This is a genomic window from bacterium SCSIO 12643 (assembly GCA_024398135.1).
Lineage (GTDB): Bacteria > Bacteroidota > Bacteroidia > Flavobacteriales_G > Salibacteraceae > CAJXZP01.
This window is the reverse complement of the sequence record CP073750.1, coordinates 18,129-38,007: the sequence shown is the minus strand read 5'-3', so window position 1 is coordinate 38,007 and position 19,879 is coordinate 18,129. Positions and strand designations below refer to the sequence as shown.

Below are 19,879 nucleotides of genomic sequence, written 5' to 3'. Positions count from 1 at the left end.
ATAGGTTATTTATTAAGATATAATGGGGATTAAATAAGAATAAATTCTCATTCTAAAAATCGCTAGATTTTTATGGTCTGTGTTTCGTGTTGCATCAGATTGAAATGTGTGAAGTCCAGGCTGTTTGAATTTCCATGAAGTTGAGTCATGCTTACCGTTTGTACTCCGTTTGATCTGTGCATGGTAATCCCATTTCGTTCGTTTCCCTGACCTCCAAATTTGTGGAATTCCAGCATCAATTCAGGCGTTAATGGCGGGTTTTGAATCCATTCACTAAACCAGTGTCTACGTTCCCATCTCACCTCGGTGCTATATAATGAGGTAGACGACCAAATATGTGGGGTAGAGGGATCCATATTTTGATGATGTGCTTTTTGTCCATCCCATCTCATTTCAGCTACTTTGTTTTCACCAATTTGAAATTGCACCATCGTAAAAGGTTCAATATTGTCTAAAGAGTATTCTTTAGAGAAATGCAGTAAATCAGAGTATTCAAACGAGTCTAATAGAACAATTCCGCGACTCATTCTGTATGGAGGTTGATGTTGGTGTTTTTTGAAAGCGCCATTCAGCAACACCGTTATTCTTCTATCCTCATCTGCAGCGATCCAGGAACCTCCAGCTTGTGGATCCTGTGGAAAGAAGATAGAAAGACCATTACGTTCTACATCTACTGGAAAAACACTATTTCCACGACTAAAGTGTTCATCACGATTAGAAGTAATAATGACATCATTTTCATTGGGAATATAAGTCAATGTACACATAGCAGTTCAAATTTAAATGATTCAAGAAGAGTCATTCATGAATCTAAAAAAGGTTAACAAGAATTTATGGAATAATACAATTATTAGGAACTCCAAGAATGATTGGAGTTCGATTTTATCAACACCCGGTATTTGAATAATACTTTAACTTTATGAACTAAACTTAGGAAGCGGCTTTTAATTTTGTTTTCTAATAACCAATTAAATTAAACAAAAATGAAAAAGATACTATTAACTTTAACTGCCATTGCCGGACTTACTGCTTCTGGTTTTTCTCAAGATTATAAGCCTACTGCAGGTATGAGTTCTTTAGAGGTGACATTCGATCCTTCTTCTATCTTTAATGCAAACAACGGAGGACCTACTTTCGCTTTACCGTCAATTTACAACTTAAATCAAGGTTTAAAATACAGAAACTGGATGAGTAGCAATGTCGCTACAAGAGGAACCTTTTTATTAGGTTTTAGAAACATTTCTAATCCAATTGTATTAGTAAATTCTGCGGGTGAGAATGTAGATGCGAATACATCTTATTTTGAATGGGCGGTTCAAATCAAGCCAGGTATTGAGCGTCACTTCGCTGGAACTGATAGATTATCTCCATACATGGGTGCTGAATTGATCTTAGGTTACGGTTCTAACAAGTACACTACCGAATCTTTAGATGCTTCTGATGCAATTGTAGAATCTTATGTGAAAAACGGAACACAGGATTTTGTGGGTAACAACTTACCTTGGACTTACGTAAACGGATTTACTGCAGGTATCGGTTTATTAGCAGGTTTTGATTACTATGTAGCAAAAGATTTATACTTAGGTCTTGAGTTAGGTTATTCTTTTGCATATAACAAAAGAGCAGCAGTTAAAACTAAACAAGCAGGTGCTGATGAGGTAGAGACTAAAACTGGTTCTAACGTATTTTTCCAACCAGCAGCTGGAGCGAACTTACGTTTAGGATGGAACTTCTAAGCTAAGGCTAAATAATACTATGGGAAGCACTGCATTTGCAGTGCTTTTTTTATGCGTATTATTTTGATAAGATACGCATAGTAAGTTGAAAATCATATTTTTATTAGATATGCATATTATTCCGAAAGTTGAATTACATTTGCAGCGCTTTTGGTTTCTCAAATGAGAATTAAAAGGGAATTCCGTGTAAATCGGAGACTGTTCCCGCAGCTGTAAGTTTCAATAGACGTTTACGTTTAGTTTTTTCACGCAAAACCACTGTCTGATAAGGATGGGAAGGTGTTGAAAAATGAAATAAGTCAGAAGACCTGCCAGTAGCGAACATTTATTGCTTTCGGGATAAAAGCAAGGGTGCAAGTTCTATAGGTGTTCTACCAAATTCTTGTTTCCTTCTGGCATCCCTAAATATTTTATTAATTAATTATTTAAAATTTTTAGGATGAGACGATATAAAAAATGAGTTCAATTTCAATTTTTATATCAAGTGATCATGTGACCTAAAAGACAAACGTTTACACATGAAGAAAATTTACAAATTAGCAGGTGTATTATTATCTGGAATGTTGTTAAGTACAACATCTGTTGAGGCTCAGGCAGTATCTGACTTTGAGTCTTTGACTTTAGCGCCAAATTCATTTTGGAATGGGTCTGACTTATCAGGAGTAAATACTCCTAAAAAATTCACCACAAAATTCACTAGTGGAGATGCTGAATTTACTAATGTTTGGGATACAACCTATGGAGGACCTGGATATTGGACATCAGGTTTTGCACAATCTACACAAACTGATTCGGTAACATCAGGTCCAGGAAACTTGTATAGTGCCAAAGCAGCTAGTGGAAACAATGGTTCATTGACTTACTTGGCCGCGCAAAACAACTCTAAGATTGCGTTAAAAAACGGAGCAGAGAATGCTGTGGTAACAGGAATTTATGTAACCAATGGGACTTATGCAGCGAATAGCATGAGAGATGGAGATGCTATTGCAAAGAAATTCGGAGGAGCTACAGGAAATGATCCGGATTGGTTTTTATTAACAATTAAAGGGGTTGATGCAGCAGGTAATTTAACTACAGATTCTGTAAACTTTTATTTAGCGGACTATAGGTTCTCTGACAATACTCAGGATTATATCGTAGACTCATGGGAGTTTGTAGATTTAACGTCTTTAGGAAGTGTAAAGGATTTAACTTTTAAATTAACTTCATCAGATGTAGGAAGTTGGGGAATGAATACTCCGGCATTCTTCTGTATTGATGACTTAAAATCTACAGGAGCAGCATTAATCGATTTTGAAGATTTAGGATTCACTACAGCTGATTCTGTATGGAATGGAAATGATTATTCAGGAACACCGGATGATTTACTTTTTAGAAGTGTATTTGTAGATGGTGATGCGGAATTTAAAAATGTATGGAATACCCAGTGGGGCGGATATTGGTCTGATGGATTTGCATATTCTAATATGACGGACTCTACAACTGCTGGAGCAGGTAACTTATATAGTGCAAGACCAGCTACTGGTGTGAAAGGTTCTTCAAATTATGTGGTATCTCAAAACTTTACTGGTGTAAAACTTACTGGTGATGCGGAAGATAAAGAACTTAGAGGTGTGTTTGTAACCAATACCACTTTTGCGGCATTGAGTATGGCTAATGGTGATGCTATTGCAAAGAAATTTGGTGGGGCTACCGGAGATGATCCGGATTGGTTCAGATTGACTATTAGAGGATATAACGATGGTGTAATGGTTGCGGATAGTGTAGATTTTTATTTAGCAGATTTTAGATTTACAGACAATTCTCAAGATTACATTGTAACGACATGGGAATGGGTAAATTTAACCAGTCTGGGAACGATTGATAGCGTAAGTTTTCAATTGAACTCTTCTGATGTAGGAAGTGCTGGAATGTATACTCCAGCGTTTTTTGCAATGGATGACTTCAATGGAATCGTATTATCTACTGAGGATCCATTCGGATCAGATGATTTTGTAAGTGTATATCCAAATCCGGCTAAAAATGTATTGAATATAGCTTCAAGCTCAGAAGTGAGCGAAGTTCAAATTTTTGATTTAAGTGGTGGATTGGTAAAATCAGTAACAAATAGAGCGAATCAACAGCAAATTGATGTGACTGATTTAAGATCTGGTGTGTATGTTGTACGTTATAACGTAAGCGGTAAATTACATACTCAAAGAGTAATCATCCAATAAGTTATTTTTGCAGCCCATTCGTTTCGAATGGGCTGCTTTATTTTAAGTTATATGAAAGTTGTTTTTAAAATATTACTCAGTGTTTTAGTGATCAGCATTTCGTTGGAAGTATGGGCACAGGGACCTTTTGCACCAGCAGCAGATTCAATTGGTACGACAGCAGTTCATAAAGATTCTACAGCTATTGTAGGGTGGATTAGCAATTGTACGGTAGATAGAGGACTACAGTATATTGGAAATTCATTTGGGCCGTTGGCCAATGTGGGAACTGAGCAAAGTGCTTATGGGAAAGCAGATGGAGATGTCTTAAGTTTGGGTGATGGTGGAAGTGCAACGATTATTTTGGATAGTCCTTTAAAAGACCATCCAGGCGATGATTTTGCGATTTTCGAAAATGGTTTTGCAGCTGTTAATGGAACCGGATATTTTTTAGAACTGGCTTTTGTAGAAGTAAGTTCTGATGGTGTGAATTTTTACAGGTTTCCGAATCAATCATTGACTCCCGTGGATAATCAGGTACAAACATTTGAAACACTAGAGCCAACAAACATTGATGGTTTGGCTGGTAAGTATGCTCTGAATTATGGAACTCCGTTTGATTTAAGTATAATGGATACCGTTTTAGGACTGGATATTACCCAAATTACACATATCAAAATTATTGATGTGGTAGGTTCATTAAACAATAGTTATGTAACCTATGATAGTGATGGAAGAAAAATAAATGATCCTTTTCCAACGGATTTTGGTTCAGGAGGATTTGATTTAGATGCCATAGCTTTAATGGACACTGCTATAGCTACTGGTGTGAATGCTATCGAACCGTTGTCGTTTAATGTATACCCGAACCCAGCTGTAAATGAGGTTTTAATCGATCCTTCATTATTGGTACAGGATATAGAGATTCAAATCGTGAACATGCAAGGTCAGGTGGTTTTGAGTCAATCACTTGGACAGAATAGAATTGATGTATCTGAATTTCCAAAAGGCGTTTATTTTGTAACATTAAGTACGTCCTCTCAAAGATATCAGTCCAGATTCATTAAACTGTAAACGGCTTTGATGAGAAGGGGAGGTAATTCGATTTTTTATGGGTTCACACTGTGGTTGATTTCATTGGCTTTGATCCCTTACCAGCTTAAAAGTCAGGTAGCAGATTCGCTTGATCTAAAAGTGATCATTATTTCAGCCGAAACCAACACAGGAATTCCGGCATTAAAAACCATTGAGTTAGATTCTACGGTTTTAAGTTTAGCCCAAACCAGAAGCCTGGGGAACGTTTTAGAAAACTTCAGTGCGATTTCTATTAAGACCTACGGTTCTCCGGGTATTCAAACTCCAACATTTAGAGGTATGGGAGCATCGCATACTAAGATATATCTGAATGGATTAGACATTAGCCCTTCTAGTTTAGGACAAAGTGATTTAAGTATTTTACCCGGTTTTCTTTTTGATGAAATTGGTGTGAAGTATGGCAATGCCGCTTTTACCGAAGGTGTTGGCGCGATTGGCGGGGGTGTGATGTTAAAATCAGATACCAAATCAACTCCGCTAGGAAGTAGTCTGGTACTAGGAGGTTCATTTGGTAGTTTTGGGAATCAATCGCTTCAATTTAAATATGGCTACAAAACCAATAAATGGGAATCAGTAACAAAATATGTATTCCAAAATGGGGCGAATGATTTCAGTTATAGAAATATAGCACAGCCTAATTATCCGGAAGTATCTCAAACCAATTCCCAATGGAATTCGCATGGAGTTAGGCAAAGTTTAAAGTACCATTTAAATTCTAAAAATACGGTTTCATTCAATGGAGTTTTATCCATTGTTAATCGTGAAATTCCAGGCTTGATGACGGACGTCTCACCATCGGAACAAAAGCAAGATGATGAAAATTTGATTTTACAAATAGGGTGGAAGAATTACGGAAAAAGAAGCCAATCGAATTTGGTTTTAGGCTATAATTATTCTGTTTTGGAATATAAAGATCCATCAGCGCAAATCAATTCTACTACCATTAATAAAAAGTTCCAGATCCGAGAAGATTATGATTATGAACTGTCAAAGCATTGGGCGTTAAATACCACTGCAAATTTGAGTTGGGCTACTGCGGAGAATGTGAACTATTCAGGGAATAACCAACAGATGATCTCATCTGTTTTAGTAGGGATTAACGGACATTTATCGTCTCATTGGGAAGTAGGCGCATTTGTCCAACCGTCATGGAATCAAACCGAATCAGAATCGGGGAATATGGATGTTTTACCCATGTTCAGTTTAGCCTACTTACCTAAAGGAAATAAAACTTTTGTGATAGGGTTAAATGCCGCACAAAACATACATTATCCTACATTAAATGATTTGTTTTGGGTTCCTGGAGGAAATCCGGATTTAAAGCCTGAACAGGCGTCTAATTTGGAATTGAATGTTCATGTAGAAGGGCAGAAGCAAAATACATGGAATTGGAAGGTAGATGGTTCGGGGTATTATGGAAATGTAGAGAACTGGATTTTATGGCAACCTACGGATAAAGGATATTGGAGTGCGCAAAATTTAAAATCGGTGGAGCATTATGGAGGGGAAGCTAAGTTAGGTGTGACTATGGATGTTTCAAAATTGAAGTTAGGATTTACTACAAGCTATCAATATGTGAAATCCATCAATAAGGATGTGAACGATGCTTCTTTGGATAAACAGTTAATTTATACTCCGGAACATTCAGCTAATTGGTTGTTAAGCAGTGGATATAAGAATTGGGGTGCATTTGTAAATTATAATTTTGTAGGGAGAAGATACATTACGACTTCAAATTCATCTTATTTACCGGAGTATGATTTGGTGGATGTAACGTTTACCTATCAGCTTAGAAAAGACAAATGGCCGAATTTTGATTTCCAATTGGATATCAATAATATTCTCAACAAAGAATATATGTCTGTAGCCTGGAGGCCAATGCCGGGTGTAAATGGACAATTTACGATTAGATATATTTTGAATTAATGTTTGGGATTCATACATACAGGTTTTTGAGGGTGGGTTTACTTGCCTTTCTGCTGGTCGGCTCCATGAGTTGTACTAAAAACTACGATGACTTTGGGCCACAGACTCCTGGTGGGGGAGGAGAAATTCCGCAGAAGAATCAGGTTTTGATTTTGAATGAAGGGAATTTTATGTTTGGGAATGGTTCTATTTCGATTTTAAATTCTACTACTGATGAAGTGGCTCAGAAAGTGTTTAAATCCAAAAATGGTTTCCCATTAGGCGATGTGCCCCAGTCCATGTTTATTCACGATAGTTTAGGATATATCATCGTGAATAATTCTTCAAAAATTGAAGTGGTTCGTTTGAGAGATTTTTCATCGGTAAAAACGATTACCGGATTCAATTCACCAAGATATATGACTGTGGTAAGCGAAAATCCATTGATTGCCTGGGTGACCGATTTATATGCAGATAAAATATGGAAGGTGAATCTGGATGAAGGTAAAATCATCGGAGAGATTCCAGCAACAGGTTGGCACGAGAATATAATGAAATGGAATAATCAGGTCATTGTATTAAGAAAGTCTGATAGTGTGGTTAGAATCATCGATATTCAAAATGAAAATGCGGTACAAACATTTGATTTTGCTACAGGTGTTGTGGATTTCGGATTGTATGATAACAATACTTTGATAACCATTTTACCTGAAGGGATTCAGGAAATTAACCTTCAAAATTATCAAACGCAAAAAGTGGTGGATTTTGTTCCGGAAAGAAATCCATTAAAAATGACATTGGACCTTATGAATAACAGAATGTACTTTATTGATAAAGATGTATTCCAATATGATTTTACTTCTAAGAAGATTGATGAGAAAGTAAAAGTACAGGCAGGATCCAATTTTTACGGAATTTTGGCACACCCGCAAACTGGAGAGATATTTCTAACCGATGCAAAAGATTATGTGCAGCCTGGAGAAGTTACCCGTTACCATGCAGATTTTAGTGATTCAATCGTATATAGTGTAGGGGTGAATCCACAACATATAGAGTTGTATTAGCGTCTCAGGCTTGGATCAAGTTCAAATGCCTTTTCAAAGTAGGTTGTGGCATCGTTTGTTTTTCCAAGTTGATTTAATGTCATCCCCAGATAGAAATACAATTGCGCATTATTGGGATTAATCTCAATAGCCTTTCGGAAAGCATTTTCCGCTTGATTAAATTCACCAATTTGTGCATAAGTAATCCCTAAATTTCCCCATGCATCTTTGTGATATGGATTGATCTTTACTGTTTGTTCGTAATACGATTTGGCTTTGTTAAAATCACCTTGTCCAAAGTAAATCGCAGCGACATTGTTTAAAGCATTGACACTTCCTTTACCGTCTTCCAGTGCTTTTTCATACGCAACTAATGCTTTTGCATGATCTCCCGATTTGTAATACACCAATGCAATCTGGGCAAGGGCCTCACCGTAATTGGGATTGAGTTCAAGTGCTTTTTCTAAGTGCTTTAATCCTTCATTTAAATTTTGTTTTCTTTCTGCTTCCGAAAGTGTAGCCAGATAATCTGTTTCTGTGAGTTCTAAAGATTGCCAGTAGTTTAACAAAGCACTTTCGGGTTGTTTAACCACATCAGCCGCATACAGAGTCGTATTTGAAAACCATTCTTTATTTCTCTTGATGGTGATACCAGAATAAAGAAGTAAGATGACGATCGAAACAATTCGAGCGGTTTTAAAGTTGAATTTAGAAATGAGATATACGATAAACAATCCGGAAGCCATACTAAATGCTACTGACGGAGTAAATAAAAGACGCTCACCAAAATAAGTTCCAATCACCAAAATCAGGTTAGAATGTAAAAAGTGAGTAATTAAATAAAATAGAATGAGATATCCCTTAATGTCTTTATTCTTAAACCATTTAAATCCATAGTAGAGCAGGCCTGCATGGAAAATAAGTCCTATGATACCTATAACCGAAACAAAGGAGGAAGGACCTTGTGTATACTCTGGATATTGACTGGCTAATGAAAAAGGAAAAACAAGTTTGTATACATACAAAATGAGATGATATCCGGATAGCAACAGCTGTGCAATTGGATCTTCTGTAGTTAGTGATAATTTAATGGGCAAAGTTTCAGCTTGCTCGGATAATGCTTTATGACGTAGATTTAAGAACAATAGCGCAGGTACAACCAAAATACCAATGATCCTATAAAAGTCTGATTTTTTTGGTTCATAGAAGAATGCAGCAGTTAACGGAATTAAGAGCAAATAAACCAAACTACTTTCTTTAGATAACAAAGCAAGAAGAAAAACGATTCCCATCACAATGAGCCAGCTGATCTTTTGAGAACGGAAGTATTTATCCAACGCCAATAAACCAGAGAGCGCAAAAAACAAACTCATGATTTCATCTCTACTTTTAATATTTGCGACTACTTCGGTATGAATAGGATGTGCCAGAAACAGCAAAGCAACCAATAATGGAAAAAGAGAATGTTGATTTGGGAACCAGTTTGAAATGAGATGAAACAAAATGATTCCAATACCGGCATAGAATAGAATATTAATCAAATGGTGTAGGAAAGGATCGCCCTGTGTATATTGATGTTCTATGGCAAAACTGGATAGAACTAAAGGACGATATAGGTCTCCAGGACTACTCCAATAACCTTTGCGATAATGTGTGCTGAAAATATCCGAAATACCATCTGTACCACTTTGTACAAATCTATTTTCTACAATTGCAGAATAATCATCCAATACAAAGCCATTTTGTAGTGTATTTCCATACAAAATAAAGGCAGAAATTATAATGACGAGTTCTTTCCAGTATCCTTTCATAATTAAGAACTTAATTAGATGACATCGCTTTGATTTGTTGTGTCATCTGTAAGTTTTGTAACGCTTCTTGATTGTTTGGCTGAATACTTAATACACGATTAAAGTACTGTTCTGAAAGATCGTAGTTTTTTCGAATCCCATGTGCTTTTCCCAGCATCAGCAAAGCATCCACATGATTGGGATTGAGTTGAATACTCTGATTTAAATTCCCTATGGCCGATTCAAAATCATTCATAAAGCCATAACACATTCCTTTAAAGTACCATACATCCGCATTAGCTGTAGTTAAAGCGGAGTAGGAGTCGAATGCTCTTAAAGCATTGGCATAATCTTGAGCTTCATAATAACTGGCTCCCAAATTAAACCACCCTTTGCGGTAGGTTGGATTCATTTTAACCAATTGTTCCAATATTATCGTGGCTTCTTTATATCTTTTTTGCTCATTGAATCCGATACCTAGATTGTTATAGGCATCATAGTATTCCGGGTATATTTTTATAGCTTGTTTCAATGCGGTTACCGATTCATTAAACAATCTGTTCTTTTCAGGAACATTGGTGGCCGCTAAACTAGCTTCACGACAAACAGTACCGTAATTATAATTACCACGTGCACTGTTTTGCAGTTTAGGATAATCCTGTGTGTATAAAGTGAAATTGTCTTTCCAGTCTTTGTTTCTATTGATCGTTATAAAAGCATAAATCGCAACCACAACCGAAGAAGCAATCCAAAAGTTCTTGTGCGAGAATAGATTGGGCTTATAATATTGAATAAAACCAAATGCGGCCACACACAAACCCAGGGAAGGGGTATATAAGAAACGTTCTGCAAATGTGGCTCCAATTGGGAATAGAAGATTAGATACGATAATCAATCCACCCAGATACCAGATAAAACCAATGCTAATAACAGGAGCTGTAGTTCGGTACTTCCACATTAAAAAGAGCATTCCAATAAGTAGAATCAATCCGATTAGTGCAGATACACTCCAAATCGGAACAATTGGAATTTGGTTAAATGAGTAATCGTGTTGTAAAGAGTAGGGAACAATCGTTTTAAAAAGGTATAAAACTTGCAACGACAAAGCGGTACCCAATTTTTCAATAAGATCATCTGTTGCAAGTATAGAGTTGTTTAGTCCAGAAAGACTTCCTTCATCCACAGGATTAGGCATGTTATCTAAAACCAATTTTCGAATTAGTAAAAAAACACCACCTAAAACACCAGTGATTCCCTGTATAGTCATCAGGTGTTTCTTTTGATCCGGATGTAATAAAAACAACGTAAGTGGAATGATTACAACAAAAGGAAATGTACTCTCTTTAGCAAATAAGCCAACAAAGAAGAGTAAACTCCCAATGATTAGGTTTTTGATTTGAGATTGTAATAAGTATCGATTAAAGAACAGCATACTGGCTAATAAAAAGATCAAAGCCAACATTTCATCGCTTCCTTTAATATTGGCAACGACTTCAGTATGAATGGGTATAGCCAGAAATAATACTCCGAATAATAAGGCTATGTTTATGGAACTTTTAAAAACTTCAATAAAAACTCTGAAAATCAAAATGGAGGTAATAATCGCGTAGACGACATTAAAGAAATGGCCCGGAAAAGGAGAGTTGGGCCAAAACTCATTTTGAAATGCAAAAATTAAAGGACTCAAAGGACGGTACAAACCATCATTGAATTCCTGAACACCGTTTAAATAGTTTGAAGATAAAATATCCGAAATTCCTGCAAACCCGTTTTGAACATGTTTATGCTGAAGAATAATCGCATGATCATCTAAAACAAAGCCATGTTGCAGTGTATTTCCATAAAGAACTAAACCGGCAACAATCAGGATAATATACGGCAAGTATTTTTTCATGTATAGCAAATAATAGGTTCGTAAAACTATAAATAAAACCAAACGAAAAAAAAGAGTGATGTTTAAATTATTATGTTGTTTTATAGTTCGTGCGATCTAGAACAATACAAGGTCTCTGAGGGTTTCAGAGACCTTGTCGGGTGAAGTAGATGTTGGGTTAAGTATACTAAGGGGTGTTATTTAGGGTTTGGATAACATTTGAATTTCATTGGCAATGATTTCCGTAATGTAGTGTGTGGTACCGTTTTTATCATCGTATGATTTGTTGTTTAACTTACCCTCAATAGCCACTTCTTGTCCTTTGGTGACATACTTTTCAATGATTGTAGCAGTATTTCCCCATGCAACTACATGATGCCATTGTGTTTTATCTACCTTTTCACCGTTTTTGTTTTTGTAAGACTCATTAGTAGCCATTGAAAAACGGGCTAATTTGTTTCCATTTTCTAAAGTTTTTACTTCCGGATCCTGACCTAAGCGTCCGATTAATTGTACTTTGTTTCTAAGCGTATTCATAACGTATTGAGATTAAAAGATTAATAATTGTATTTCGCCAGTTGTTGTTGAAATAATTTGATGATGCAAATATGAAATGCGAACAAAATCTTATTCGGTATTTAGTCGTTTACTAGTCATTTGTAAACGTTTGCTGTCGGTTAAAATAAGAGTAGGTTGGAGTGTAAAGTTTTGTTAACGAGTCATTCCGCTGATTAATCCGGTGAAATACGGAATTAACCAAATAAACCATACCAATAGGCTGAATTTATGAAATGTATATAACTTATTAGGGTCTTTTTTAATGATAATTGTGGTGGCCCAGATGGCATGAATGATCATGAACATCAGGCCGAGCATCCCTGTAAGTGTATGTAGATTGAAAATAAGGATTCCTACCTGTTGTTTTACATAAATGGTTCCCAGGGTGTCAGCAATGAGTCCAAGCCAGAAGAAAAGAAGATGCCAGGGTTTTAATGTTTTTTGAAGACGTTCGCTCCAAACACCAATACTATAGAAAATCAAGGCTAATGTGAAATAGATGATGGCGTATAAAACAATCTCTGGCATCTTCAGATACTTAGTGAATTAAACTTTAAAAGATTACTTTCTTGAATATGTTCCCCAACCGTGATTCTGGGTAGTGGTATCGCTTGGAATGTTTACGGTCATGCCATTATTTACACTAGTCACTAATTCCTTATATAAATGTATAGAGTCTGCAGTGATGCTTTTAACGAATATGAGATAATACAAGTTGGCATTGGTGTGACCAATAAATCGATTGTCTTCTAATAAAAATGTGTCTCTATGAAGCACATAGTTAGCTTGACCAATTGGACCATCTAATACATATCTTATACTATCTTGATAGACTGAATATGTCACAGTTTGCATATTTCCTGGTCCGGCTTGAAAACTTCTTTCCCAGATTCCGGTAAATGGGATAGTAGCTTTAGGAGTAGGAGTGGGCACAGGGTCTTCTTTTTTACAAGCAGCTAAGAATAGAAGACCGGATAGTGTAAGTACAAATATATTTTTCATGTGTTTTATTTAGAACGGGTCTAAATTAGGGTGGTTCAAAAAGTGAATTCATGACATTGATCAGGGATAATTTATATGACATTTTTCAGACAATGGAAGGACCAACAAAAGCCCCTTTAAAATTTATAAAAATCCGGAACTCAAAATCGAACAAAATCTAAGAAATATGATGCCTAACAGCTAAATTAATGACATCATATAATGATAATTTTTAGGTGTTTTATATGATGAGTTTTGTGAGAAAAGTCACATCTGCTATACAAAATTTTCCGTGACAAAAATTACCGATTTTTAGGTATAAATTAACCTGTTTTTATAACTGGCTGTTTTTTAAGAGTGTATGATTTTCTAAATTTGAAAGGGGTTGATCTAAATCATTAATAAAGGATATTTATATCATCTTTTCGTCAGATATGACCTGCTAAGTTTGGAAAGAGACAATTAAAAAAATTGGATTATGCCGATTAAAAGCTACTTGGTGCATCCTATGGATGGACAAAAAGAACAACTGATTCAAAAGCTAGAAAAGATTCCTTTTTGCGAATTAAATCCCTCTACCAACGAAGACATTATAGTGCTGGTAACAGATACATCTTCTATTGCTGAAGAGAAAGAATTAGAACAAAAGTTTGAGGCAATTTCTGAAATAAAAAATATGGCCCTGGTATCGGGTTTTGACATCTAAATAAATTCTGTGATCATGAAAATGGATAGAAGAAGTTTTATAAAGAAAATGGCGGCAGCATCGGCAATGATGGCTGCTTCAACGATGATTCCGGGCATTATGTTTGCCTATGAACAAGAGAATTTGATTTCTGATTTACAAGGTGATATTGAATGGAAAAAAGCACCGTGTAGATTCTGTGGTGTAGGGTGTGGTGTATTAGTAGGAACACAAAATGGTAAAGCAGTTGCTGTAAAAGGTGATCCAAGATCTTCGGTAAATAAAGGTCTTTGTTGTATGAAAGGATATCACTCCATTATATCTATGTATGGAAAGGACCGTTTAAAAAGTGCCTGGGTACGTAAGAATGGAAAGCTGGTAGAAACTTCCATGGAAGATGCTTTGGATTTAGTGGCTTCTAAAATGCAGGAGACGATTAAGAATCATGGTAAAGATGCGGTATCTATGTATGGATCTGGTCAATGGACTATTCCAGATGGATATGTGGCTTCTAAATTTATGAAAGGATGTATTGGTACCAATAATCTGGAAGCCAATGCACGTTTATGTATGGCCAGTGCGGTAACCGGATTTTTAACCTCATTTGGTTTGGACGAACCAATGGGCTGTTATGAAGATATTGATTATGCTGATGTATTTGTATTGTGGGGAAATAATATGGCAGAAATGCACCCGGTATTGTTCTCCAGATTATTGGACCGTAAAATCAAAGATGGTGCAACTATCGTTGATTTTGCAACTAGAACCACAAGAACCAGTAGAGCTTCGGATCGTTCGATTTTATTCAGACCAAATACAGATTTAGCGGTTGCAAATGCCATTTGTTATGAGATTATTAATAATGGATGGATGAATACCGAGTTTGTGGCTCAGCATGTGAATTTCATGAGCGGTAAAACCAATATGGGTTACGGACTGGAAGAAAATTACAAGTTTAAGGATGAGGCTACCAAAATTGATTTTGAACAGTATAAAGAATTCTTAAAAGACTATACTCCTGAAAAAGTATCTAAGATATCAGGTGTATCTGTTAAAGACATAAAATACATGGCAGCGTTGTATGGTGATGCCAATAAGAAAGTGATGTCATTATGGTGTATGGGTATGAACCAGCATACACGTGGTACCTGGATCAATAATTTGGTATATAATGTACACTTATTAGTAGGTAAGATTTCGAGTCCGGGAAATGGGCCTTTCTCGCTTACGGGTCAACCTAGTGCATGTGGTACAGTAAGAGAAGTTGGTACATTAACACATAAGTTGCCACATGGTGTGGTGATGAAAGAAGAACATCGCGAATTTGCTGCGAAGATTTGGGGGGTACCAGTAACTAATATTGACCCTAAGCCATCGAATCATACAGTGGATATGTTTAGAGCTTTAGATCGAGGCGATATTAGATTTATGTGGATTCAGGTAACCAATCCTATGGTGACCATGCCTAAATTAAATCGCTATAGAGATGGCGCATTAAAAGAAGATCGTTTTGTAGTGGTATCTGATATTTACCCAACCCCAACTACTGAAATTGCAGATGTGATTTTACCATCAGCAATGTGGGTGGAGCGTGAAGGATTATATGGAAACTCAGAGCGTAGAACCCAATATTTTGAGAAAATGGTTGATGCTCCCGGAGAGTCTATGAGTGATACTGTTCAAATTATGGAAGTAGCGCGTAGAATGGGATTCGAGAAACAATTTGCGTATAAAGATGAAACCCACATCGAGGAGATTTACAATGAATATCGTAAACACCACGAAGGGAAGAAACATAATATGGCACCATTGGAAGTCTTAAAGAATCAACCCGGTGCGATGTGGCCGTTTGTGGATGGAAAAGAGACTAAATGGAGATATAATTCTAAATATGATCCAGCTTGTTCTAAAGAGGGTTTCGATTTTTATGGAAAACCTGAAGGGCGCGCAATTATTTGGCAACGTCCTTATGAGCCTGCTCCAGAAGAGCCGGATCAGGAATATCCATTCTGGTTAAATACGGGTAGAGTAGTAGAACACTGGCATACAGGATCAATGACTCGAAGAATTCCTGTATTACATAAAGCAATGCCAAAAGCATATGCAGAAATTAATCCTGCGGATGCGAAGCGTTTAAACATTTTGGATGGTGATCAGGTGAAATTAACATCCAGAAGAGGTTCAATTGTGATCGATGCCATGATTAATGGTCGAGGTAATCCACCGGAAGGAATGGTATTCGTTCCTTTCTTCGATGAAGATCTAAAAATCAATGAACTGACTATTGATGCGTATTGTCCGATTTCAAAACAACCGGACTATAAGAAATGTGCCATTAAGGTTGAAAAAGCTTAAACTGTAAACTATGAAAAGGGTCGTAATATTATTGTTGTTTGTGCTTTTATTGTCTGGTGGATTGATGATTGTATCTAAATCTATTGATAGTGCCGGTTCATTTGCAAAAGTAACGTCAACAGAGTTTAAGTCTATTCCGGTGCCTACCGAGAAGTGGAGTAGTGAGACCTGGAATGCAGCCGGATACTATCAAAACACATTTGAAGAATGGGTTCCTGAGAAAAAACTGGATGATTACTATGCACATAGAGCATATTATGGAGCACCTCCTCATATTCCACATCCTGTTTCTAACGAAATGACCATGGGCGGGAAAGACTGTCTGAAATGCCATGAAAATGGAGGATATGTGAATACCTACGATGCATTTGCACCAGTAGTTCCGCATCCCGAGAAAGTAAATTGTCGCCAATGTCATGCTGCAGTTTTGGCTGATGGACTATTTAAAGAGACCAATTGGGATCAGGATAAAAGAAGACCTGTGAGCATCCATAACCATGCTTTAGAAGGAAGTCCTCCAACTATTCCACATGAATTGGATATGCGTAGAGATTGTTTGTCTTGTCATGCAGGACCAGCAGCTTCAGAAGAGATCAGAGTATCACACCCTGATCGTGTAAACTGTCGTCAGTGTCACGCATTAAACGAGCAGTCAAAAGAAATTAAAGACTTTTATAAAGAACTTAAATAATTATGAAAACCTGGATATATTCAATCGTAATAGTCGTAGTAGTATTGGTCGCAGGTTCTATGCTGAGTTCCATTATTATGAATAATCATCATGGTGGACATCATGGAGTATTTGAAAAAATTGAGCATACTGCATTTAACGATTCAGCAAATGTAAGTTCTATAAGACATTTGGCTTCTTTAGACACGGTAAGTGTAAACTTAGATGGAAGACATTTTGCAATTCCTGAACGTACTGGTGAAATTACTTCGTATAAATGCTCAGAGTGTCACAATGAGCCATTGGCTGATTTGAAAGCGATACAACCTAAAATTGGAGAAAAATCTCACTGGAATATTCAATTAAAGCACGCATCTGATGAGGTGATGAACTGTACCAGTTGTCATGGCAATGAAAACATGGATGAATTGCATTCTATTACCAATCAGAAAATTTCGTTTAATGAGAGTTATAAATTATGTGCACAATGCCATCAAATGGAATATGAAGATTGGGTAGGCGGAGCGCATGGAAAACGCATTGGCGGATGGGCAAAACCGGTGGTGAAGAATACTTGTGTAAATTGTCATAACCCACATGAACCTGGGTTTCCGCACAAACAACCAAGTAGAATCAACACCAGAATGATGGAGCAACGTGCTAAAAAATAGACTTGTATTATGATAATAGATAATTTAAAGAAGCTTCAGAAATTGTTTAACAACGGGATTGAACATCCTGCTTCTGAAGGAAGTGATGGTATAGGTCAGGTATTTGAGAAAAAAGTAGACCGAAGATCGAGTTTAAAAGCGCTGGTTGGAGGTGCATTGGCAACTACGGCATTAACTGGAACCAGTTGTTCGGATAACAAGTGGCAAGAGTACTTCAAAGGAAATTACAAGCTGATGACCGATGAAGAGCGTCATGCGACTATTGAACGATTAACCAAAATGTATAGTCAACGTACAGGAAATAAAATCAATTTGAGTGATAAAAAAGCGATTCCCGGGACTTTGTTTGGCTATGCCTTTAATGTGAGTAAATGTCAGGGATATGGTGATTGTATTAGTGCTTGTGTAGAAGAGAATAATCAGGATCGGGATACGCAAATGCAGTATATCCGAATCCATGAAATGGATAAAAAAAATGGGATCAATTTTGAAATGGCGGATGATACCTTTTCGCATGAAGTTCCAGCAGAAGGCCATTTCTATATTGGAACTCAGTGTTTCCATTGTGAAAACCCACCATGTGTTAAGGTATGTCCGGTAGAAGCAACCTGGCAGGAAGAAGATGGAATCGTGGTGATTGATTATGACTGGTGTGTGGGCTGTAGATATTGTTTGGCAGCTTGTCCATATGATGGGCGTAGATTTAACTGGAAACAACCTAATGTTCCGGAAGAAGAAGTGAACAAAGAACAGCACTATTTAGGAAATAGGTTACGTAAAAAAGGAGTGATGGAGAAATGCACGTTCTGTGTGCAACGTTCCAGAAATGGTAAAAATCCGGCTTGTGTAGAAGCATGCCCGACCGGAGCCAGAACCTTTGGTAATATTCTAGACCCTGAAAGTGAAATCAGATATATCCTGGAAAATAAAAAGGTTTTTCGTTTAAAAGAAGATTTAGGTACGGAACCTAAGTTTTGGTATTACATGGACTAATTCAATAACGCGTAAAACATTCAAAATGCAATTTTTAAAGGTATCCTCATCGTTAATAAAAGATAGTTTTAAATTCATTACTTCAGGTAGTGCTACTTATCATATATGGATGAGTGTGCTCAGTGCAGTAATGCTTATTGGAACCTGGGCATATTATGTTCAAATCGATCAGGGCTTGATCGTAACAGGAATGAGCGATAATGTAGGGTGGGGACTTTATATCTCCAATTTTACATTCTTGGTTGGAGTTGCGGCAGCGGCTGTGATGCTGGTTTTACCAACCTATATTTTAAAAGATATTGATTTCGCCAATGCGGTATTGATTGGAGAAGGATTGGCTGTAGCTGCTTTGATCATGTGTATGGCTTTTGTAACCGTGGATATGGGTGGGCCTGCTAATCTGTGGCATATGATTCCTGGGATTGGCTCATTGAATTGGCCCAATTCTATGTTGAGTTGGGATGTGATCGTATTATTGGGATATTTAACCATTAACCTTACGATTCCTGCATATATCCTATATTGTAGATATCAAGGAAAAACGCCAAAGAAATCCATATATGTTCCCGGAGTAATTCTATCAGTATTTTGGGCGGTAGGAATCCACATGGTAACAGCATTCTTATATCAAGGACTTATGGCACGTCCATTCTGGAACAACGCATTATTAGGGCCTCGATTCTTAGCATCTGCTTTTGCAGCTGGACCAGCTTTGATCATCATCATTTTAGAATTGATTAGAAGATGGACAGCTTATGAGATTACTCAAAAAACCATTGATAAAATCTCAATGGTAGTAACAGTAGCAGCTCAGATTAACTTAATCATGTTGATTTCAGAGTTGTTTAAAGAATTCTATTTCCCTACTCATCATAGTATCAGTGCACAGTATCTATTCTTTGGACTAGAAGGACACAATGCATTAGTTCCATGGATTTGGACCGGAATTTTATTGAATGTGGTAGCTACTGCAATTCTAACCGTAAAACAATGGCGTGGTAGATTCTTAAACATCGCATGTTTAATGCTTTTTGCCGGAATTTGGGTAGAAAAAGGATTTGGGTTGATAGTACCTGGATTTATTCCTGGACAATGGGGCAAAATCGTAGAGTACACTCCAAGTATTATTGAAATTGCAATTACCATAGCCATCTGGGCAATGGGCGCATTCGTATTTACCATTTTAGCCAGAGTTGGAATTGGGATTGAATTAGGACATATTAAGTTGAAAAAGTAGTATTTGTTTAAGATTGCTTAAACTTATTCCACTATCAATAAAATGAATTTAGAACTATCTAAAAAAGTAATTTCAGAAATCAAATAGTAGTC

17 protein-coding genes and 1 riboswitch are annotated in these 19,879 nt (G+C 36.7%); of the genes, 11 read left to right on the top strand and 6 right to left on the bottom strand.

Going from position 1 to position 19,879, the window contains the following annotated elements; translation table 11 throughout:
- Nucleotides 1–62: 62 nt before the first annotated feature.
- Nucleotides 63–767 carry an NRDE family protein gene (locus tag KFE94_00180; protein UTW66563.1) on the bottom strand — a complete coding sequence of 235 codons (705 nt, stop codon included), beginning with the start codon at nucleotides 765–767 and terminating at the stop codon, nucleotides 63–65.
- Between the two features lie 216 nt (nucleotides 768–983).
- Between KFE94_00180 and KFE94_00175 the strand changes: the two genes are divergently transcribed.
- The 5 genes from KFE94_00175 to KFE94_00155 all read left to right on the top strand — a co-directional run bounded on the left by KFE94_00175 (nucleotide 984) and on the right by KFE94_00155 (nucleotide 7,995).
- Nucleotides 984–1,736 (top strand): hypothetical protein, encoded by a 753-nt coding sequence (locus KFE94_00175; GenBank protein UTW66562.1) that lies wholly within the window; start codon nucleotides 984–986, stop codon nucleotides 1,734–1,736.
- 134 nt (nucleotides 1,737–1,870) lie between these two features.
- A riboswitch (cobalamin riboswitch) is annotated at nucleotides 1,871–2,067 on the top strand.
- A 187-nt stretch (nucleotides 2,068–2,254) separates the two neighbouring features.
- The gene (locus KFE94_00170) at nucleotides 2,255–3,952 is read left to right on the top strand and encodes a DUF4465 domain-containing protein (protein UTW66561.1); all 1,698 of its coding nucleotides are present in this window, start codon (nucleotides 2,255–2,257) and stop codon (nucleotides 3,950–3,952) included.
- 51 nt (nucleotides 3,953–4,003) lie between these two features.
- Nucleotides 4,004–5,005 (top strand): T9SS type A sorting domain-containing protein, encoded by a 1,002-nt coding sequence (locus KFE94_00165; protein ID UTW66560.1) that lies wholly within the window; start codon nucleotides 4,004–4,006, stop codon nucleotides 5,003–5,005.
- A 9-nt stretch (nucleotides 5,006–5,014) separates the two neighbouring features.
- On the top strand, nucleotides 5,015–6,952 hold the full coding sequence (locus tag KFE94_00160; GenBank protein UTW66559.1) for a TonB-dependent receptor plug domain-containing protein: 1,938 nt from the start codon (nucleotides 5,015–5,017) through the stop codon (nucleotides 6,950–6,952).
- A gap of 65 nt (nucleotides 6,953–7,017) precedes the next feature.
- Nucleotides 7,018–7,995 carry a hypothetical protein gene (locus tag KFE94_00155; GenBank protein UTW66558.1) on the top strand — a complete coding sequence of 326 codons (978 nt, stop codon included), beginning with the start codon at nucleotides 7,018–7,020 and terminating at the stop codon, nucleotides 7,993–7,995.
- Here the strand turns inward: KFE94_00155 and KFE94_00150 are convergent.
- The 5 genes from KFE94_00150 to KFE94_00130 all read right to left on the bottom strand — a co-directional run bounded on the left by KFE94_00150 (nucleotide 7,992) and on the right by KFE94_00130 (nucleotide 13,197).
- Nucleotides 7,992–9,785: a tetratricopeptide repeat protein gene (locus tag KFE94_00150; protein UTW66557.1), complete on the bottom strand. Its 1,794-nt coding sequence runs from the start codon at nucleotides 9,783–9,785 to the stop codon at nucleotides 7,992–7,994. The two genes, KFE94_00155 and KFE94_00150, sit on opposite strands and share 4 nt — an antisense overlap.
- A 10-nt stretch (nucleotides 9,786–9,795) precedes the next feature.
- Nucleotides 9,796–11,658 (bottom strand): tetratricopeptide repeat protein, encoded by a 1,863-nt coding sequence (locus tag KFE94_00145; GenBank protein ID UTW66556.1) that lies wholly within the window; start codon nucleotides 11,656–11,658, stop codon nucleotides 9,796–9,798.
- Nucleotides 11,659–11,838: 180 nt separating this feature from the next.
- Nucleotides 11,839–12,174 carry a single-stranded DNA-binding protein gene (locus KFE94_00140; protein ID UTW66555.1) on the bottom strand — a complete coding sequence of 112 codons (336 nt, stop codon included), beginning with the start codon at nucleotides 12,172–12,174 and terminating at the stop codon, nucleotides 11,839–11,841.
- Nucleotides 12,175–12,348: 174 nt separating this feature from the next.
- Entirely contained in the window at nucleotides 12,349–12,723 is a 375-nt protein-coding gene (locus KFE94_00135; GenBank protein ID UTW66554.1) for a TIGR03987 family protein, read from the bottom strand.
- A gap of 33 nt (nucleotides 12,724–12,756) precedes the next feature.
- Nucleotides 12,757–13,197 (bottom strand): hypothetical protein, encoded by a 441-nt coding sequence (locus KFE94_00130; protein UTW66553.1) that lies wholly within the window; start codon nucleotides 13,195–13,197, stop codon nucleotides 12,757–12,759.
- A gap of 457 nt (nucleotides 13,198–13,654) precedes the next feature.
- Here KFE94_00130 and KFE94_00125 point away from each other — a divergent pair, with 457 nt between their 5' ends.
- From KFE94_00125 to nrfD, 6 genes are read left to right on the top strand one after another with little or no spacing between them, the layout of a single operon-like run.
- On the top strand, nucleotides 13,655–13,882 hold the full coding sequence (locus KFE94_00125) for a chaperone NapD (GenBank protein ID UTW66552.1): 228 nt from the start codon (nucleotides 13,655–13,657) through the stop codon (nucleotides 13,880–13,882).
- Between the two features lie 15 nt (nucleotides 13,883–13,897).
- Nucleotides 13,898–16,216: a molybdopterin-dependent oxidoreductase gene (locus tag KFE94_00120; GenBank protein UTW66551.1), complete on the top strand. Its 2,319-nt coding sequence runs from the start codon at nucleotides 13,898–13,900 to the stop codon at nucleotides 16,214–16,216.
- A gap of 10 nt (nucleotides 16,217–16,226) precedes the next feature.
- On the top strand, nucleotides 16,227–16,907 hold the full coding sequence (locus KFE94_00115; GenBank protein ID UTW66550.1) for a cytochrome C: 681 nt from the start codon (nucleotides 16,227–16,229) through the stop codon (nucleotides 16,905–16,907).
- A gap of 2 nt (nucleotides 16,908–16,909) precedes the next feature.
- Nucleotides 16,910–17,557, top strand: coding sequence for a cytochrome C (locus KFE94_00110; protein ID UTW66549.1), 648 nt, complete (start codon nucleotides 16,910–16,912; stop codon nucleotides 17,555–17,557).
- Between the two features lie 9 nt (nucleotides 17,558–17,566).
- On the top strand, nucleotides 17,567–18,550 hold the full coding sequence (locus KFE94_00105) for a 4Fe-4S dicluster domain-containing protein (protein ID UTW66548.1): 984 nt from the start codon (nucleotides 17,567–17,569) through the stop codon (nucleotides 18,548–18,550).
- Nucleotides 18,551–18,575: 25 nt separating this feature from the next.
- The gene (gene nrfD / locus KFE94_00100; protein ID UTW66547.1) at nucleotides 18,576–19,787 is read left to right on the top strand and encodes a polysulfide reductase NrfD; all 1,212 of its coding nucleotides are present in this window, start codon (nucleotides 18,576–18,578) and stop codon (nucleotides 19,785–19,787) included.
- The last annotated feature ends 92 nt before the right edge of the window (nucleotides 19,788–19,879 follow it).